The organism is Rubricella aquisinus (genome assembly GCF_014199445.1).
Lineage (GTDB): Bacteria > Pseudomonadota > Alphaproteobacteria > Rhodobacterales > Rhodobacteraceae > Rubricella > Rubricella aquisinus.
Genome location: NZ_JACIJS010000007.1, coordinates 135909 through 152103, shown reverse-complemented (window position 1 = coordinate 152103; position 16195 = coordinate 135909). Strand labels below are relative to the sequence as shown.

Genomic DNA, 16195 nt, shown 5'->3' with positions numbered 1-16195 from the left:
GCTCACCGCAGCGCCTCCCCCGTATTGGTGTCGAAGAAATGGATTTCCTCGGGATTGGCGACAAGCGTGACCCGGTCGCCCAGCGCCGGTGGCGTCCGCCCCGATGCGCGCGCGATGACCTCATGCCCGCCGATATCGGCATAAACCAAGGTCTCTGATCCAAGCGGTTCCAGCACCGAAACCGTCGCCTCGAAAAGCGGCGTGCCCTCACCACCGATGCGCAGATCATCGGGGCGGATGCCCATTGTGATGTCATAACCATCCACCGCCGTGAACGGAAAAGCGATGTCGGTCATCGAGGCGATGTTGAGCCGCCCGTCCCGCACCGTACCGGGCAGCATGTTCATCGACGGCGCACCGATAAACTGGGCCACAAACATATTCGCGGGCGTCTGATACACGTCCTGGGGGGTGCCGACCTGCTGGATATGACCGTCCTTCATGATGACGATCCGATCGGCCATGGTCATCGCCTCAACCTGATCATGGGTCACGAAAACGATCGTGCTTCCAACACGTTGGTGCAGCTTTTTGATCTCCAGCCGCATTTGGGTGCGCAGTTGCGCGTCAAGGTTGGAGAGCGGCTCGTCAAACAGGAACACCGCCGGGTCGCGCACCATCGCGCGGCCAATCGCGACCCGCTGCCGCTGCCCGCCAGAAAGCTGCGCGGGGCGCCGGTTCAGAAGGTCGGTCATGCCAAGGATCGCGGCAACCTCGTCGATCCGCGCCTCTTTGTCCGGTTTCGGCATCTTGGACGTGCGCAGCCCGAACCCGATATTCTTGCGCACCGACATATGCGGATAAATCGCGTAATTCTGGAACACCATCGCGATATCGCGGTCCTTGGGCTCCAGATTGTTGACGATCCGGCCCGCGATCTCGATCTCCCCGGAGGTGACCTCCTCCAGCCCCGCGACCATGCGCAAGGTTGTGGATTTACCGCAGCCCGAGGGGCCGACAAGCACGATAAACTCGCCCTCCGCCACATCGAGATTGATCGAATGGAGCACTTCTGTCGTGCCGTAAGCTTTCACGAGATTTCGCAAGGAGAGGGTCGCCATCAGTTACTCCTGAGCGAGGGATTGAAAGGCCGCGTCGCGCGCCGTTTCGGCTTCGGCGATGCGGGTCGTGCGGTCAGCGTGACGCGCACGGATATCGGAAAGGGTCGTGGTGTAGCCCTCAAGGGCCGCGTCCATCGGTGCGGGGGCCGGGCCACCAAACCGGTCGCGCACCCGGACAAAGGTTTCGGGTGCAACGGCGGCAGCAAAGGCCGGGGCATCAAGCACTGTCTGCCGCCCCGTCTCTGCCACGAAAGCCGCCCGAAACGCCTCATATCCCTGCCCCAGCGACTGACCGGCGGCGATCACCGCGCGGGAGGTGTGGGCTGCAATCTCATGCGCCTGCCGGAACGACACGCCTTCGGTCCGCACCAGCGTATCGGCAAGCTCCGTCACCGTGACGCAAGCCGCATCCATGGTCGCGGCGACCCGGTCATTGCGGATTTTGCAGGCGGGGATCAGCGCGGTCAGAAGGCGCAACACGCGGCTCGCACTCTCGAATGCCTGATAGCCCGCGACCTGCACCTCTCCCTCGCTGTCATTCATGTCCGTGAAGGGCGTGTTGTGCATCGTGTTCACCACCGCATCGCAGCGGCCCACGGTCATGCTTGCCAAATGGCGCAGATGCTCAATCGGCACCGGGTTGCGTTTTTGCGGCATGATGGAGCTGATCTGCACCAGCGCATTCGGGACATATAGCTGGCCCACCTCAAAAGCCGTCCAGAACTGCAAATCCTGCACCACCCGGCCCAGATGCAGCATCGCAAGCTTCATCGCGGAATAAAGCCCCGTGACGTAATCGACCGCCGCAATGCAGGAATAGCTGTTTTGCAGCGGCTCCCTGAAGCCAAGCAAATCCGCCATCCGATGCCGATCAATCGGGAAGCCGGACGTGGTGATCGCCGCGGCCCCCATCGGGCAATGATCCAGCAGATCGCGCGCCGCCTCGATCCGCGCGATATCGCGCAGCAACACCTCCACCATCGCGGCGAGGTAATGACCGAATGTGCTGGGTTGTGCGGGCTGGCCATGGGTGTAGGCCACGATCAGCGTGTCCCGCTCCCGCGTGGCCGTGTCAATGAGGGCAGCGGCCAGTATTGTCATCTCGTCCAACAGCGTATCGGCGCGGGTCCGCAGCGCCATCTTGAACACCGTGTGGTCCATATCGTTGCGCGACCGCGCGGTGTGGAGCGCCCCTGCCACATCCGCGCCCAGCCGCTTGCGCAACTCCGCCTCCACGAGGAAGAAGTAATCCTCCACCTCCCCCGTATAGGTGAGTGCGGCGACATCTACCTCCGCATCAATCGCATTGAGCGCGCGGGCGATTGCGGTGCCGGTGTCACCGGGCAAAATGCCCGTCTCACAGAGCATCACCAGATGCGCGCGGTTGATCGCCCGGATCGGGCCGACATAATGCGCCTTTGTCCCCTCAAACAAGGGCGCAAGCACGGTGTCCTTATAGGTCGGATCGGGGAACACGCTGTGATCGCTCATCCCTTCAACCCCGCCATGACGACACCGCGAATGATGTAGCGCTGGAAGATGAGGAACACGATCAGCGTCGGGATCGTGGCCAATGCCGCCCCGGTCATGATCAATTCCCATTCGACCTGCTGCTCCACGCTAAAGGTCGTGAGCCCCACAGGCAGCGTGTAAAGCTCCTGAGAGTTCGTGACGATCAGCGGCCAGATAAACGCGGTCCAGTTTCCAAGGAACACAAAGATGGCAAGGGCTGACAGCGCGGGCTTCACCAACGGCATCGCCACGGTCCACCAGATCTGCAACTCATTGAGGCCGTCAATGCGGGCGGCTTCGATGAAATCATCGGGCACCGTCTCAAAAAACTGCTTCATCAGGAAGGTGCCGAAGGCGGTCATCAGACCGGGGAACATGATGCCCCAATAACTGTCCAACCAGCCGAAGCTCTGGCTCATCAGATACCACGGGATCACCAACATTTCCGTGGGGATCATCAGCGTGGACAGGATCGCGATAAAGATGATGTAGCGGCCCCGGAATTTGAATTTGCACAGGGTATAGCCGACAAGGCTGTCAAACAGCACGTTTGAGATCGTGGTGATCACCGCAATGATCAGCGAATTGATGAACCAGCGGAAAAACCGTCCGTCCTCAAGCACATGGATATAGTTATCGAGCGTCGGCTCTTCCGGGATCAGGTTGAGGTTATAGACCTCATGCGGCCATTTGAACGACGTGGACAGCATATAGGTGATCGGCATGATCATCAGCAGCCCCCCGCCGAACAGCAGCAGCCAGCGGATATATTGGGTGTAGTCGCGCTTTACCGGGGCGCGGGTGTCAAGCAGGGTTTCGGAGCTTGCGCGGATATCCGTCATGTCACCGGTCCCTCATGATACGCAGCTGCACCAGCGATACGGTCAGCAGCACCAGAAACAGCACCACCGTCTGGGCCGCCGCATAGCCCATGTCGAAACTGTTGAACGCGGTGTCATAGATCATCAGCACCAGCGGTTTCGTGGAATTGAGCGGCCCACCGGGATTGTTCGTCGTCATGTTGAACACATGATCGAAAATCCGCAGAAACCCGATGGACGAGAATACGACCAGAAATACCAGCGTCGGCTTCAAAAGCGGCAAGGTGATTTCCCACAGGATCGTCCAGTTCGACACACCGTCAATCCGCGCGGCCTCATAATAGCTTTGCGGGATCGCGCGCAGCCCAGCCATGAAGATGATGATCTGAAAGCCAAGACCCGCCCAGACCGCAGGCGCCAGAATGCTCGGCAGCGCCCATGTCGTTGAATTGAGGAACGGGAATTGCGGGATGCCTGCACTGGCCAGAAAATTGTTGAAAAGCCCGATTGGCACCGGCTGATAAAACCAGCGCCAGACCCACGCCATCGCCACCGCACTCGTCAGGAATGGCAGGAAATAGAGCGCCCGCAAAAAACCGTGCATGAACCGCACCTTATCAAGGTGATAGGCGATGAAGAACGAGATCACGAGGCTGACCGGCGTGCCGATCCCCAGATAGAGGAAGGTGTTGCCAAACACTTTCCAAAACACCGGATCCGCAAACAGCTTGGCGTAATTGTCAAAGCCGGTCCATGACTTGTCCCCCAGAAGGTTCCAGTCCTGAAACGACAGCACCATCGCGCCGAAGGTCGGATAAAACCGGATCACCACATAAAACAGGATCGGAAGGGCAAGAAACCCCCACGCCCAGACCACCTGTTTCTGGGCCACTGTCAGATTGCTGTATCGGAACATGCGCGGTCTTTCGCTGGATCAGGAATACGGGTTCGGCATGGATCGGCATGGGAAGCGGCGCGCGGCAAGGAGGCCCCGCGCGCCGCTCCGTCCTTTACCGGTTGTAGTACGCGTCGAGGATCGCCTGATCCGCCGCCGCCGCAGTGGCAAGGCTCTCTGCCGGGTCTTGCCCTTCAAGCTCGATCCGCTGCACCATATCGACAAGCGCACCACGCTGCGCGCTCTCATCGGCGAAAATGGTGGTGTGCGCATATTCAAGCCCACGGATGAACGGGCCAAACACCGGATCATTGGCGTTTGCTTCCGTCATGCCGACAGAAGGCTTGGCGGGCAATTCCCCGACCGTATCAAGCCAGATCTGCATCGCCTCATCGGAGGTGATGTAGTCCATGAATTTCACGGCCGCTTCATACCGCTCGCCCTCTGCCTTCGTGGTAATCGCGTTCACCCAGTAAGAGGAATAGTTCGACCGGATGCCGGTCGGACCTGCGGGCAGTTCTGCTACGCCCCATTTCAGGCCGCGCGTGTTGTTGAGCGCCCCAATACGGAACGAGCCGTCGATATGCATCCCGGCGCGGCCCGCCTTGAACGCCGCCTGTGCTTCATCCATGAAGCCGGTGACGGTCACGCCATGTTCGGACTGCAACCCGGTATAGAAATTGAGCGCGGCCAACCCGCCCTCATCATTATAGGTCACGGTCTGGTAGTCATCGGTATAGGGGGTGGAGCCGTGCTGACGGGTCAGCACCTCGCGGAACCAATGGTGATCCTGCCCGGTCATGCCGGTGGTCAGGCCCACTTGGGTCACGTTGCCCGCGCCATCCCGCTTGGTCAGTGCCTTGGCCGTTTCAACCAACTCGTCAAGCGTCTCGGGCGGGCCATCAATGCCAGCTTCCTCAAACAGACGCTCATTGTAGAACAGCGCCAGCGAGCGCACGGCGGTCGGCAGCGCCATATAGGCGCCGTCCCGCTCCATCGCGCCTACCATGGGGAAGAATTCCGCCTCAATCCGCGCGGGCGGGAAAACATCGGTGGGCAGCGGCTGGATCAGCTCTGCATCCATGTAGTCGTTCAACCAACCATAAAAGAGCTGGACCACATCCGGCCCCTCGCCCGCAGGCACGGCCGCGGCCACCTTGGTGCGATAATCGGCATAGGGGAAATGGGTCATCTTGACGGTGATGTCAGGATTGGCGGCCTCGAAATTCTCGATCAGCTGCTCCATCGCGGTCACCCGCGCTTCAAAGAAATACTGCCAGTATTCGATTTCCACGGCAGAGGCGGACCCCGCCGCCATCAGGGCCGTCGCGCTCACTGTCGCGCTTAGGGCCAGGTTCTTGAGGTTGGACATGAAGGTACTCCCGGTTGTGGTTGCGCATGCGCCGCGCTGGTGTCGGACTGAATGGGGGCGGGTTGGTCCTGCCCTCCGGCTGTCTGTGATTAGATGTTGACGACCGGGCCCGTGGTGAGTCAATCATTAATTCAACTTATTTGAGTTTATTTTTGTGAAAGCCAGAGCCACCTTGTCTTCGTCAAGCCCCTCTCCCCCGGCCCCGGCCAAAGCGACCGCCGGGTCCAATGCGGAACGCTCCCGCCACCATAATCGCAAGGTTGTGCTGGGATATATCAGCGCCAACGCGCCCGCCGGGCGGGCCGAGATCGCGCGGGCAAGCGGGCTGTCCACGCAGGCCGTATCCAACATCATCGCCGATCTTGAGGCGGATGGGTTTTTGGCGTCACAGGGGCGGCGCAAGGGCGCGCGCGGCCAGCCGCCCGTGCAATATGCGATCAACCCGGACGGGGCAGCGGCGCTTGGGTTTGAACTGCGCCCCGATGCCCTTTTCGTGACATTGGTCGATATCGGCGGCGCGGTGCGGCACAGCGCGCGGATACCGCTCGCGGCCTCCGGCCCGGCTGAGGCCGCGTTCGAGATCATGAAGGCCGCGAACACGGCCATCGCGCAATCCGGGTTGGAGCGGAGCCGCATCCTTGGCGCGGGCGTGGTGATGCCCGGCCCGTTCGGAATCGAGCTTGACCGCGGGTCGGAGGCGGAATTGCACGGCTGGGCCGATACCGACCCGGCGGTTTTCCTGTCCAACGCCCTGGAAATGCCTGTAATCGTTGAGAATGACGCGACCGCCGCGGCCATCGCGGAGCGGGTGCGCGGCGTGGGTGCGGGGCTTGATACCTTCTGCTTTGTGTATTTCGGCACCGGGCTTGGGCTTGGCATCGTGGCGCGCGGGCAAGTGATGCGCGGCGCGTTCGGCAATGCGGGTGAGATCGGGCATATCGTGGTCGAGCCCGGCGGGCGGCCCTGCGAATGCGGCCAGTCGGGTTGCCTTGAGGCCTATACCAGCCGCTTGGCGCTGCGCCGGATGCTGGCGGAGGCCGGCGTGAAGGCCGACAGCGCCGCAGAGATCGAGGCGCTGCATGAGGCCGGTGCCCCTGCCCTCACCGCATGGCTCGACAGCGCCGCCCCGCCCCTGAGCCGCGCCATCGCGATGCTGGAGAACCTCCTTGATCCCCAAGCCGTCGTTCTGGGCGGCGCGTTGCCCGATCGGGTGCTGGACGATCTGATCGCCCGGCTTGATCTGCCCGCCGCGTCCGTTTCGAACCGCCCCGACCGCAAGCGCCCGCGTGTGTTGCGCGGCGTGTCGGGCCGCACGACCGCTGCACTTGGTGCCGCCGCTCTCGTGATCCACGACACGATCACTCCCAGCCTTGAGCCCAGTTGACCCAACTTGAGGACACATCATGCCCCTGACTGACCTTGACCGGATCGCCGCACAACGGCTCAAGCCCCGCGCGGTGACGCTCTGGCAGGCGCTGACCGCGCTGCGCTCGTGTGTGTCCTTCATGAATTCGGGCGCGCATCCCGATGATGAAACGACCGCCATGCTTGCCGCGATGCGGTTTCGCGACGGGATCGACATCTCCTTTGCCTGTGCCAATCGCGGAGAAGGCGGGCAAAACGCGCTGGGGCCGGAAATCACCCGCGATCTTGGCACCATCCGCACCGCAGAGATGGAGCGCGCCGCCGATATCATCGACTTGCGCCACTATTGGCTTTCTGAGACGCCAGAGGACACGATCTTTGATTTCGGGTTTTCCAAGCTCGGCACAGAAACGCTTGAGAAATGGGGGCATGCGCGCACGCTGGCGCGGTTTGTCCATATCGTGCGGCGGGAACGCCCCGATATGCTGTGCCCCACCTTCCTCGATATTCCGGGCCAGCACGGCCATCACCGGGCGATGACGGCGCTCGCGCATGAGGTTGTCCGCGCGGCGGCGGACCCGGCCTTTCCGTCCGACCTGCCACCATGGCGGATCGCAAAGCTCTACCTGCCCGCATGGTCCGGCGCGGGGGATGCGTATGATGACGACCTGCCGCCACCGCCCGCGACGGTCACGGTGGCGGGCGCGGATAGCGATCCGGTGACGGGATGGAGCTTTGCGCAGATCGGCCAGCAGTCGCGCGCCTTTCACCAGACCCAAGGCATGGGACACTGGATCGACGGCGCGGGGCAGGACTGGCCCTTGCACCTTGTGGATGGCGGGAAAGAGGCCAGCCTGTTCGACGGATTGCCACGCACCCTCAGCGATCTGCCCGCCACCGGCCCGCTGGCCGAGCATCTGGGGCGCGCGCATGCCTCCTGTGAGGCAGCCATCGCCGCATGGCCCTCAGCCGAGGCGGTGTTGAAGGCCGCGTCCGAGGCGCTTGACCACATCTGGGCGGCACAGTCCGAGATGGGAGAGGCCTTTGCCCGCGATCACGGGCACCGGCTGTCGCGCAAGGAGGAGCAACTCGCGCGCATCCGTGCCATTGCAGCAGGGGCCAATCCGCGCCTGACATTGGCACAGGACGTTGTCCGCCCGGGCGGCAGCGTTGGTTATGTTGCCCATGGGGGTGAGCTTGTGCTGCCCGATGGCTGGACCCCGACCGATGACACAATCACCCTGCCGCGCACCGCAAAGCCCAGCGACCCTTACCCTGACACCTATCTGCCCGGCATCACCGCGCATGGCCCCGCGCTTTGCGTCGCCGTGACGGCCCACGGGGTGACCAGCGAAACGCTGCATCCGGCGGAGCAACCGCTGGTCGTGCTGCCCTCCCACAGCGCGCGCCTTGACCCGGAGGCCGCGATCCTGAACCTTGCCAATAACGCGCGTGATATCCCGCTTCAGATCACCGACATCGTGCCGGGCGACGCTGCGGCTGAGCTGACCCTGCCAAAGGGCTGGCGGCATGAGGACGGGCGCGTCATCGCGCCCGATGACCTGCGCGCGGGCAAATACACCCTGCCGCTGACCCTCGACGGGACAGACGCGCAGGCGGTGCGGATCATGCACTACCCTCATACCGGCCCCCGGATGCGCGCCGAAGACGCGACCCTGACCGTGCGCGCGATGACCATCGCCCTGCCCGAAGGGCGGATCGCCTATGTGGGGGGCGGCAGCGACCGGGTCGATGTGTGGCTGCGCCGTGCGGGTGTCACGCTGGACACGTTGGAGGGCGCGGACCTGACGGCAGAGCGGCTCGCGGGCTATGACACGCTGCTCATTGGCATCTTCGCGCTGCGCACGCGCCCCAAATTGGCGGCTCTGATGCCGCGCGTGCATGACTGGGTGCAGGCGGGCGGCAACCTTGTCACGCTCTACCATCGGCCATGGGATGCTTGGGATCCGGCCCATACCCCGCCCCGCCCACTGGAGATCGGCAAACCCTCGCTGCGCTGGCGCGTGACGGACGAGCGGGCGGAGGTCACGCATCTTTTGCCTGACCATCCCCTGCTCACAACGCCAAACCAGATCGGCCCGCAGGACTGGGCCGAATGGGACAAGGAAAGAGGGCTTTATTTCGCCAAGTCGTGGGACGCGGCCTATGCCCCGCTTCTGTCCATGGCGGACCGGGACGAGGCCCCGCATCAAGGCGCCCTTTTGTCAGCCGAAATCGGCAAGGGGCGGCATACCCATTGCGCGCTGATCCTGCATCATCAGTTGGACAAGCTGGTGCCGGGGGCCTATCGGCTCTTGGCCAATATGTTGCACCGCTAAATGCCCGTGCGCAGCAATGGATGGGGGGCGGTCTGGATCATTGCGGACATGTCGCTCAACATCTGGGCGCTGTCACTGGTCAAATTTCTTGGTCCCGACTACCCGCCATGGCAGGTGGTGTTCTTGCGTGCGAGCGTCGGCCTGATCCTGTTGCTGCCGCTCGTCTGGCGGCACGGCATCGGTCGGGTGGAGGCCCCCGGTTGGCAGGCCGCGCGAGTTGCCTTTTCCGCTGTGGCCCTGACGGCGGGATTTGCCGCCGTCGCCCGGCTGCCGCTGGCGCTGCATATGGTGATCAATTTCACCCGGCCATTGATGCTGATGGCGCTTGCCGCGTGGTTTCTGGGAGAGGTCATCGCACGGCGGCAGTGGCTCGCGGGTGGGATTGGCCTCATCGGGGCGGCGGTTGCAGTTGGCCCGTCCCTTGGCGGCGATGCGCTGGGGCTGCTCGCGGCAACGATCGCGGTGATTGCGGGCACGGGTGCCGTGATCGTCACGCGCAAACTGCGCGACACGTCCCCGCTTGTGATGATGCTGTGCTACACGGGCGGGCTTGCCACGCTGACGGCCCTGCCCGCCGGTCTCGCTTGGGTGCCTGTCCCGGCGGAGCATTGGCCATTGTTCATCGGCGTGGGCCTGTTCGCGCAAGCAGCGCAGATGTGTTTTCTGCGCGGGCACCGGTTGGGCGATGCTGGGGTGTTGGCGCCGCTTGGCTATCTGTCGCTGATCCTGTCGGGCGCGGTGGGGTTTGTGGTATTTGGGGAGGTACCGGGGCTGCGCCTGATCCTTGGCGGGGCCGTGATCGTCGCGGCAACGCTGCTGATCCGCCGCCGCCGCAATGGCGTGGGTCTGCGCTGACCCCTTGCATGGCGCGCGCGATCCGCTCACTCTCTTGCCTTGGGGAGGCAGGAATATGCGCACACAGGTCGCCATAATCGGCGGGGGTCCGGCGGGGCTGCTCTTGGGGCAATTGCTGGGCCTTCATGGCATCGACACCATCATCATTGAGCGACAAAGCAAGGCGCATGTCCTATCCCGCATCCGCGCAGGGGTATTGGAGCAAGGGCTTGTGCAGCTTTTGGAGCGCGCGGGCGTGGCCGACCGAATGCATGCCGAAGGGCTGCCTCATGAGGGCACCATCGTTGCCCATGGCGCGACCGAATTTCGCGTCGATTTCCGGGCACTGACCGGAACATCCGTCATGGTCTATGGCCAGACGGAGGTGACGCGCGACCTTTATGCCGCCCGCGAACAGCTTGGCGCACCCACCCTGTTTGAAGCGCAGAACGTGGCGCTCCATGACATCGACAGTGACACGCCGCGCGTCACCCTCACCGCAGCAGGTCAGGAGATCACCATCACCTGCGATTACATCGCGGGCTGCGACGGCTTTCATGGGCCAAGCCGACAGGCCATCCCACAGGACAAGCGGCGCGAGTTCGAAAAAGTCTATCCGTTTGGCTGGCTCGGCATCCTGTCAGAAACACCGCCCGTGCATCACGAATTGATTTATTCAGGGTCGGATCAGGGATTTGCGCTTTGTTCCATGCGCTCCCACCGGCTGAGCCGCTATTATGTGCAATGCGATGTAACCGATCATGTGGACAATTGGAGCGATGATCGGTTCTGGGACCGCTTGCGCGCGTCGATCCCCGATGCGTTTGCCCAATCGCTCGTTACTGGCCCGTCGATCGAGAAAAGCATCGCGCCCTTGCGCTCCTTCGTGTGTGAGCCGATGCGCTGGGGGCGGCTGTTTCTGTGTGGGGACGCTGCGCATATCGTGCCACCGACGGGGGCGAAGGGGCTGAACCTTGCCGCGTCGGATGTGCACTACCTCTCCACCGCGCTGATCGCGCGCTATTCCGATGGCGACGATCATGCGCTGGAGCAATATTCGCACAACGCGCTGGCCCGTGTGTGGAAAGCCGAACGGTTTAGCTGGTGGTTCACCACGCTCTTGCACAGGTTTCCCGACCAAACGCCGTTTGACCTGCGGATGCAGCAAGCCGAAGTCGCGTTTTTGAGCGAAAACGCGGCAGCCCAGCGCAGCATGGCCGAAAACTATGTGGGCCTGCCCTATTGAGGGAACGACCTGCCGCCTGCAGGGTTAACAAAACGATATCAGTTGACTGAATAACGGAGCCTTCATGCCCCTTTCCGCCCTTTTGACCGCCAACATGGACAAAGCGACTGCCCTGACCACATGGTCGGAGCATGTGATGAACACGGCTGCCACCCGGTTCGACGGGGAGATGCAGATTGCCCGCAAACTCGGCGGGCAGGTTTCAGATGGGGTGGCGACCTTCGGGTTCTGGACCCCGGAATTGCTCGATCATGGGGTGTCGGATGGTGACATCTTCCTTGAGGTGCTGCGCGCGCCCGACACGCTTGATCTGTGTCGGGCGCATCAGGACGTGACCTTTGAGCGGGCCTATCTGCCCGTCGCGCGCCATGAGGCGCATTGCTTTGCCGTGGTTGAAGGGATGCGCGCGGGCACCCGCGATCAGGTGGGCGACTTTTATGCGCTGGTCTGGCGCGATGCCGAAGGCACATGGCGCCGTATCCTTGATCCCCTCGCGATGTCCCTGCCCTATGGCGCCTTTGCGCCTGCCGAATTGTACGACGTGGCCGCGATGCAGGCCGGGCGCAAGGACGCCGCCTATTTCGACGCGTTAAAGGGGGATGCGCCCCACAAATTCGGCCCGCCGACGAATATCCTTCAGGTCCATGTGCCCAGTGCGACCGCGGGCGGCACGCTGGCCAGTCTCACCCGCCAATTCAAACGCCTTGCCGAGCGGGTCACGGCGGGCCTGCCGCTTGATCCGTCGGACCAGTTGTTTTTGGGCTATGACAGCGTGCAGCTTTTGCCGGTGGAGCCAACGACCGTCTATGAGGCAGGGCCGGATTTCTGGACCGAAACGCCCGATGGCGACAGTGTGACCGTGTCCCTGATGCGGCCCGACACGACGAATTGGGGCTATGACGTGGTGATCTCCGGCATGGCGACGGTCAATCCGGTGTTGTTGGAGACCGGCCGCCCGGATGAATTGATCGACCTGATCGAAGTGCTTCATACCTTCCCCGAAAAGCCGAAAACCGTGGTGTTTGACGTGGTCTATGGCCATTCGGACAATCAGGGCCTGCGCGCGCTCAACAGCCATTTCTTTGCCGGGCCGAATATGTACGGCCAGAACCTTGACTACCGCAACCCGGCTGTGCGCGCGATCCTGCTGGAGATGCAGCGGCGCAAGGTCAATTTCGGCGCGGATGGCGTGCGGATTGATGGGGCGCAGGATTTCAAATGGTGGGATGCCGCAGCCCAAACCCTGCGCCATGACGATGAGTACCTGCAATCCATGGCCGATCTGGAACAGGAGGTCGCGGGCCTGACATACCGCCCATGGATGGTGTTCGAGGATGGCCGCCCATGGCCGCAGGAGGATTGGGAGCTATCCTCCACCTACCGCTCCGTCATCGAGATGCAGAAAGACGATGACGTGTTCCAGTGGGGGCCGCTGACCTTCGCCCACAACACGCCGTTCCTTTATACGTTCTGGCTGTCGAAATACTGGCGTATCCGCGAAATTCTGTCCCATGGGTCGAACTGGATTTCAGGCACCTCGAACCACGACACCCTGCGCCGGGGCACGCAGGTCGACACAAAGCTCAACATCAACACGCGGCTGGGCGACACGCGGATGGAAATCCTCGACAAAGCCTATGACAACCCCGCCGTGTCGATGCTCACCTATGCCGCCCTGCCCGGTGTGCCGATGGACTTCCTGAACGCGACCGCGCGGGCAAGCTGGGGCTTTATCCGCAATCAGGACGACAAATACGGCGTCAAGGTCGTCGCGGAGGAGGCGATCAGCCTCAAATGGCAGGTCGATGAATACAGCTATTCCGTGCCTGCCAATTTCGCCCGGCTCAAGGAATTGGGCTACGAGACCCGCGAAGATCTGGCGCGGTTCTTCGAATTTCTGCCAGCCTTGGTCGAGGTCACCGATTACAATCTGGAGGAAATCGCGACGCTGTTGAACGCGGTGGAGCCGCCTTTGGCCGGGCCGCATCCCTTTACGGTGGACGGGCTGAAACGGATCGCGCGGGCGTGGATGGATGACATGCATTCCTATTGCAACGTGTCCAATTCCTTCACCACACTGGACCCGAACCAGACGGATTACATGCTGCGCTTGCGCGAGTTTCGCCGGGCGCGGCCATGGCTGCGCGACAATTTCGGATCACGGGATCAGTTCGACTATATGCAGCCGCTTGATGGTCGGGTGGTGTTCACGTCCTTGCGCCACGCGCCGGATGGCGGCCAAGTCTATTCCATCATGCATCTTGAAGGTGGCCCGACCGGGGAGTTTGACCCCTTGCGCATAGGCCTGCCGGGGCTGGACGGGTTCGGCTGGGAGGTCGCCCTACGCACGCCCAATATCGGCAGCGACTATGTCGGCGGGCCGATTACGCTGCATGACAGTATAGGGCTGGTGTTCACCCGCACAGCGGACAAGGTGCCGGGCTAAACGAAGGGTGAATGGCGGGTAATGCCACGGGGGCCATTCACCGCTTCTTTTTCTTCTTGCGCGCGGGGCGCTGGCCCGCGGCTTTCTGCTTTTGCCGGGCGGAGAAACCGGTGGCGGTGTTAAGCTGGTCTTCTGCGCGCAATTTCAGCCACCGCGCCACGCGCGCGGCATCCGCCTGCCCGGCGTCAACTGCCGCAAGGATCGCGCATCCCGGCTCATGCTGGTGCGTACAATCGGAAAAATGACAGTCAGGTTCCAGCGCCACCAGATCGGCAAACACTTGTTCGATCCCGTCACCCGTGTCGCGCAGTGCGAGCGACCGCATCCCCGGCGTGTCGATGAGCCAGCCGCCATGGGTCGTCTGGCGCAGGGCGCGCGCGGTCGTGGTGTGCCGCCCCCGGCTGTCATCCTCGCGGATGCCTTGCGTGATCGCCCCGGCCCCAGTCAACCCGTTCAAGATCGTGGATTTGCCCACCCCCGATGACCCAACAAGAGCGGCTGTCATGCCCGGCTGCACCCATGGCGCAAGCCGCGCCAGATCATCGGCGTCATGGGCATTGAGCGCCAAGGCATCCGCCAAGGGGGACAGCCCCTGCGCCTCGCCCAGATAATTGCGCGGCTCCGCCGGGTCATCCGCCTTTGTCAGCAGGATCAGCGGGGTTGTCCCGACACTTTGCGCAAGGGCGAGATACCGCTCCAACCGGGCAAGGTTAAAGTCGTGATTACAGGAGGTTACGATAAAGAGCGTGTCCACGTTCGCCGCGATCAGTTGCGCGCGCGCGGCGTTCCCCGCCGCTCCACGCTTCAGCACCGTGCGCCGGTCGAGCACCCGCGCGATCAGGCCGCTTTCGGGATCGAACGTCACCCAATCCCCGACGGTGATCTGCCGCAGCTTCAGCCCATTGGGCAACAGAAGCGACACCTGATCGGAGCCCGTCAGCCCGCGCACCTCATCCCGGTGCACATCGCTGATCCGGGCGACGGATGCGCCCTCCGCCTGTTCCGCGAAATCGGGGCCAAATCCGAGTGCCGCGAGCGTCATGGCCGGATCGTGCCGTCCCCTTCGACGAGGTATTTGAAGCTGGTCAACTGCTCCGCCCCCACCGGGCCACGGGCGTGCATTTTACCGGTGGCGATGCCGATCTCGGCCCCCATGCCGAACTCCCCGCCATCGGCAAATTGGGTAGAGGCGTTGCGCATCAGGATCGCACTGTCGAGCCGGGCAAAGAACAGCGCGGCGGTCGCGTCATCCTCCGTCAGGATAGCGTCGGTGTGGTTGGAGCCATAGGTGCGGATATGCGCGATCGCATCCTCCACCCCATCGACGACCCGCGCCGCGATGATCATATCCAGAAACTCCGTGCCCCAATCCGCATCCGTGGCAGGCGTGACGCCGGCGATGGATTGCAGTGTCGCATCGCCCCGCACGTCAACACCCGCATCCAGCAAATCCTGCACCATCGGCGCACCATGGGCGTCATAGAACGCGCGATCAATCAGCAGACATTCGGCAGAGCCGCAAATGCCCGTGCGCCGCGTCTTGGCGTTCAGCACGACAGCGCAGGCCTTTTCCAGATCGGCTGCGGCATCGACATAGACGTGGCAGATCCCTTCGAGATGGGCGAATACCGGCACGCGCGCCTCCGATTGCACGCGGCCCACCAGCCCCTTGCCCCCACGCGGCACGATGACGTCGATATGGTCGGTCATGGTCAGCATCTCCCCCACCGCGGCGCGATCGCGGGTCGGTACGATCTGAACCGCGTCCTCGGGCAGGCCGACGCTTTGCAACCCTTCGACAAGGCAGGCGTGGAGCGCACGAGAGGAATGGAAACTCTCCGACCCGCCGCGCAGGATCACCGCATTCCCGGCTTTGAGGCACAGAGCACCCGCATCCGCCGTCACGTTAGGGCGGCTTTCATAGATCACGCCGATTACGCCCAAGGGCGTGCGCACCCGGCGGATGCGAAGGCCCGAAGGCACGGTCCATTCCGCGATCACATCGCCCACCGGGTCCGTCTGATCCGCGACCGCGCGCAGGCCCGCCGCGATCCCCTCGATCCGCGCTTTATCGAGCATCAGGCGATCCATCATCGCCGCACTCAGCCCCTTTTCCGCACCGAACGCCATATCCTTTGCGTTGGCCGCGATGATGTCATCGCAGCGCGCGATCACTGCATCAGCGGCGGCATGGAGCGCGCGGGTTTTCGCATCCGCTGGGGCCGTGGCAAGGGCAGCGGTGGCCGCGCGGGCCTTTTTGCCGATCTCTTCCATCACGGCGGGGATGTTCATCATGTCCATCGC

At 63.0% G+C, this 16195-nt stretch carries 12 protein-coding genes; 5 read left to right on the top strand and 7 right to left on the bottom strand.

Translation table 11 applies throughout. The features are described from left to right. Positions 1–2 precede the first annotated feature (2 nt). From FHS89_RS12495 to FHS89_RS12475, 5 genes are all read right to left on the bottom strand, one after another. Entirely contained in the window at positions 3–1061 is a 1059-nt protein-coding gene (locus tag FHS89_RS12495) for an ABC transporter ATP-binding protein (RefSeq protein WP_184012140.1), read from the bottom strand. Between the two features lie 3 nt (positions 1062–1064). Then, positions 1065–2552 (bottom strand): argininosuccinate lyase, encoded by a 1488-nt coding sequence (gene argH, locus FHS89_RS12490; protein ID WP_184012138.1) that lies wholly within the window; start codon positions 2550–2552, stop codon positions 1065–1067. Further along, entirely contained in the window at positions 2549–3415 is an 867-nt protein-coding gene (locus FHS89_RS12485; protein WP_184012136.1) for a carbohydrate ABC transporter permease, read from the bottom strand. The genes argH and FHS89_RS12485 overlap by 4 nt, the downstream gene beginning before the upstream one ends. 1 nt (position 3416) lies before the next feature. After that, positions 3417–4310: a carbohydrate ABC transporter permease gene (locus tag FHS89_RS12480; RefSeq protein WP_184012134.1), complete on the bottom strand. Its 894-nt coding sequence runs from the start codon at positions 4308–4310 to the stop codon at positions 3417–3419. 94 nt (positions 4311–4404) lie between these two features. Next, positions 4405–5661, bottom strand: a complete 1257-nt coding sequence (locus FHS89_RS12475) for a sugar ABC transporter substrate-binding protein (protein ID WP_184012132.1) — start codon at positions 5659–5661, stop codon at positions 4405–4407. A 172-nt stretch (positions 5662–5833) separates the two neighbouring features. Here FHS89_RS12475 and FHS89_RS12470 point away from each other — a divergent pair, with 172 nt between their 5' ends. The 5 genes from FHS89_RS12470 to gghA all read left to right on the top strand — a co-directional run bounded on the left by FHS89_RS12470 (position 5834) and on the right by gghA (position 13891). Next, positions 5834–7045, top strand: coding sequence for an ROK family transcriptional regulator (locus FHS89_RS12470; protein WP_184012130.1), 1212 nt, complete (start codon positions 5834–5836; stop codon positions 7043–7045). A 19-nt stretch (positions 7046–7064) separates the two neighbouring features. Then, on the top strand, positions 7065–9365 hold the full coding sequence (locus tag FHS89_RS12465) for a PIG-L family deacetylase (RefSeq protein WP_184012128.1): 2301 nt from the start codon (positions 7065–7067) through the stop codon (positions 9363–9365). Next, positions 9366–10220 (top strand): DMT family transporter, encoded by an 855-nt coding sequence (locus tag FHS89_RS12460; protein ID WP_184012126.1) that lies wholly within the window; start codon positions 9366–9368, stop codon positions 10218–10220. Positions 10221–10275: 55 nt separating this feature from the next. After that, positions 10276–11445, top strand: a complete 1170-nt coding sequence (pobA, locus tag FHS89_RS12455; RefSeq protein WP_184012124.1) for a 4-hydroxybenzoate 3-monooxygenase — start codon at positions 10276–10278, stop codon at positions 11443–11445. Positions 11446–11509: 64 nt separating this feature from the next. After that, positions 11510–13891 carry a glucosylglycerol hydrolase gene (gene gghA / locus FHS89_RS12450; RefSeq protein ID WP_184012122.1) on the top strand — a complete coding sequence of 794 codons (2382 nt, stop codon included), beginning with the start codon at positions 11510–11512 and terminating at the stop codon, positions 13889–13891. A gap of 37 nt (positions 13892–13928) precedes the next feature. Here the strand turns inward: gghA and rsgA are convergent, their stop codons facing one another. Both rsgA and FHS89_RS12440 read right to left on the bottom strand, forming a co-directional pair. After that, the gene (rsgA, locus tag FHS89_RS12445) at positions 13929–14933 is read right to left on the bottom strand and encodes a ribosome small subunit-dependent GTPase A (protein ID WP_184012120.1); all 1005 of its coding nucleotides are present in this window, start codon (positions 14931–14933) and stop codon (positions 13929–13931) included. After that, on the bottom strand, positions 14930–16192 hold the full coding sequence (locus FHS89_RS12440; RefSeq protein ID WP_184012118.1) for a glutamate-5-semialdehyde dehydrogenase: 1263 nt from the start codon (positions 16190–16192) through the stop codon (positions 14930–14932). The genes rsgA and FHS89_RS12440 overlap by 4 nt, the downstream gene beginning before the upstream one ends. Between the last annotated feature and the right edge of the window lie 3 nt (positions 16193–16195).

Excerpts from the sequence above, each read along its gene's own strand:
- FHS89_RS12495 (WP_184012140.1), bottom strand. The coding sequence starts at position 1,061 with ATGGCGACCCTCTCCTTGCGAAATCTCGTGAAAGCTTACGGCACGACA.
- argH (WP_184012138.1), bottom strand. The coding sequence starts at position 2,552 with ATGAGCGATCACAGCGTGTTCCCCGATCCGACCTATAAGGACACCGTG.
- FHS89_RS12485 (WP_184012136.1), bottom strand. The coding sequence starts at position 3,415 with ATGACGGATATCCGCGCAAGCTCCGAAACCCTGCTTGACACCCGCGCC.
- FHS89_RS12480 (WP_184012134.1), bottom strand. The coding sequence starts at position 4,310 with ATGTTCCGATACAGCAATCTGACAGTGGCCCAGAAACAGGTGGTCTGG.
- FHS89_RS12475 (WP_184012132.1), bottom strand. The coding sequence starts at position 5,661 with ATGTCCAACCTCAAGAACCTGGCCCTAAGCGCGACAGTGAGCGCGACG.
- FHS89_RS12465 (WP_184012128.1), top strand. The coding sequence starts at position 7,065 with ATGCCCCTGACTGACCTTGACCGGATCGCCGCACAACGGCTCAAGCCC.
- FHS89_RS12460 (WP_184012126.1), top strand. The coding sequence starts at position 9,366 with ATGCCCGTGCGCAGCAATGGATGGGGGGCGGTCTGGATCATTGCGGAC.
- pobA (WP_184012124.1), top strand. The coding sequence starts at position 10,276 with ATGCGCACACAGGTCGCCATAATCGGCGGGGGTCCGGCGGGGCTGCTC.
- gghA (WP_184012122.1), top strand. The coding sequence starts at position 11,510 with ATGCCCCTTTCCGCCCTTTTGACCGCCAACATGGACAAAGCGACTGCC.
- rsgA (WP_184012120.1), bottom strand. The coding sequence starts at position 14,933 with ATGACGCTCGCGGCACTCGGATTTGGCCCCGATTTCGCGGAACAGGCG.
- FHS89_RS12440 (WP_184012118.1), bottom strand. The coding sequence starts at position 16,192 with ATGGACATGATGAACATCCCCGCCGTGATGGAAGAGATCGGCAAAAAG.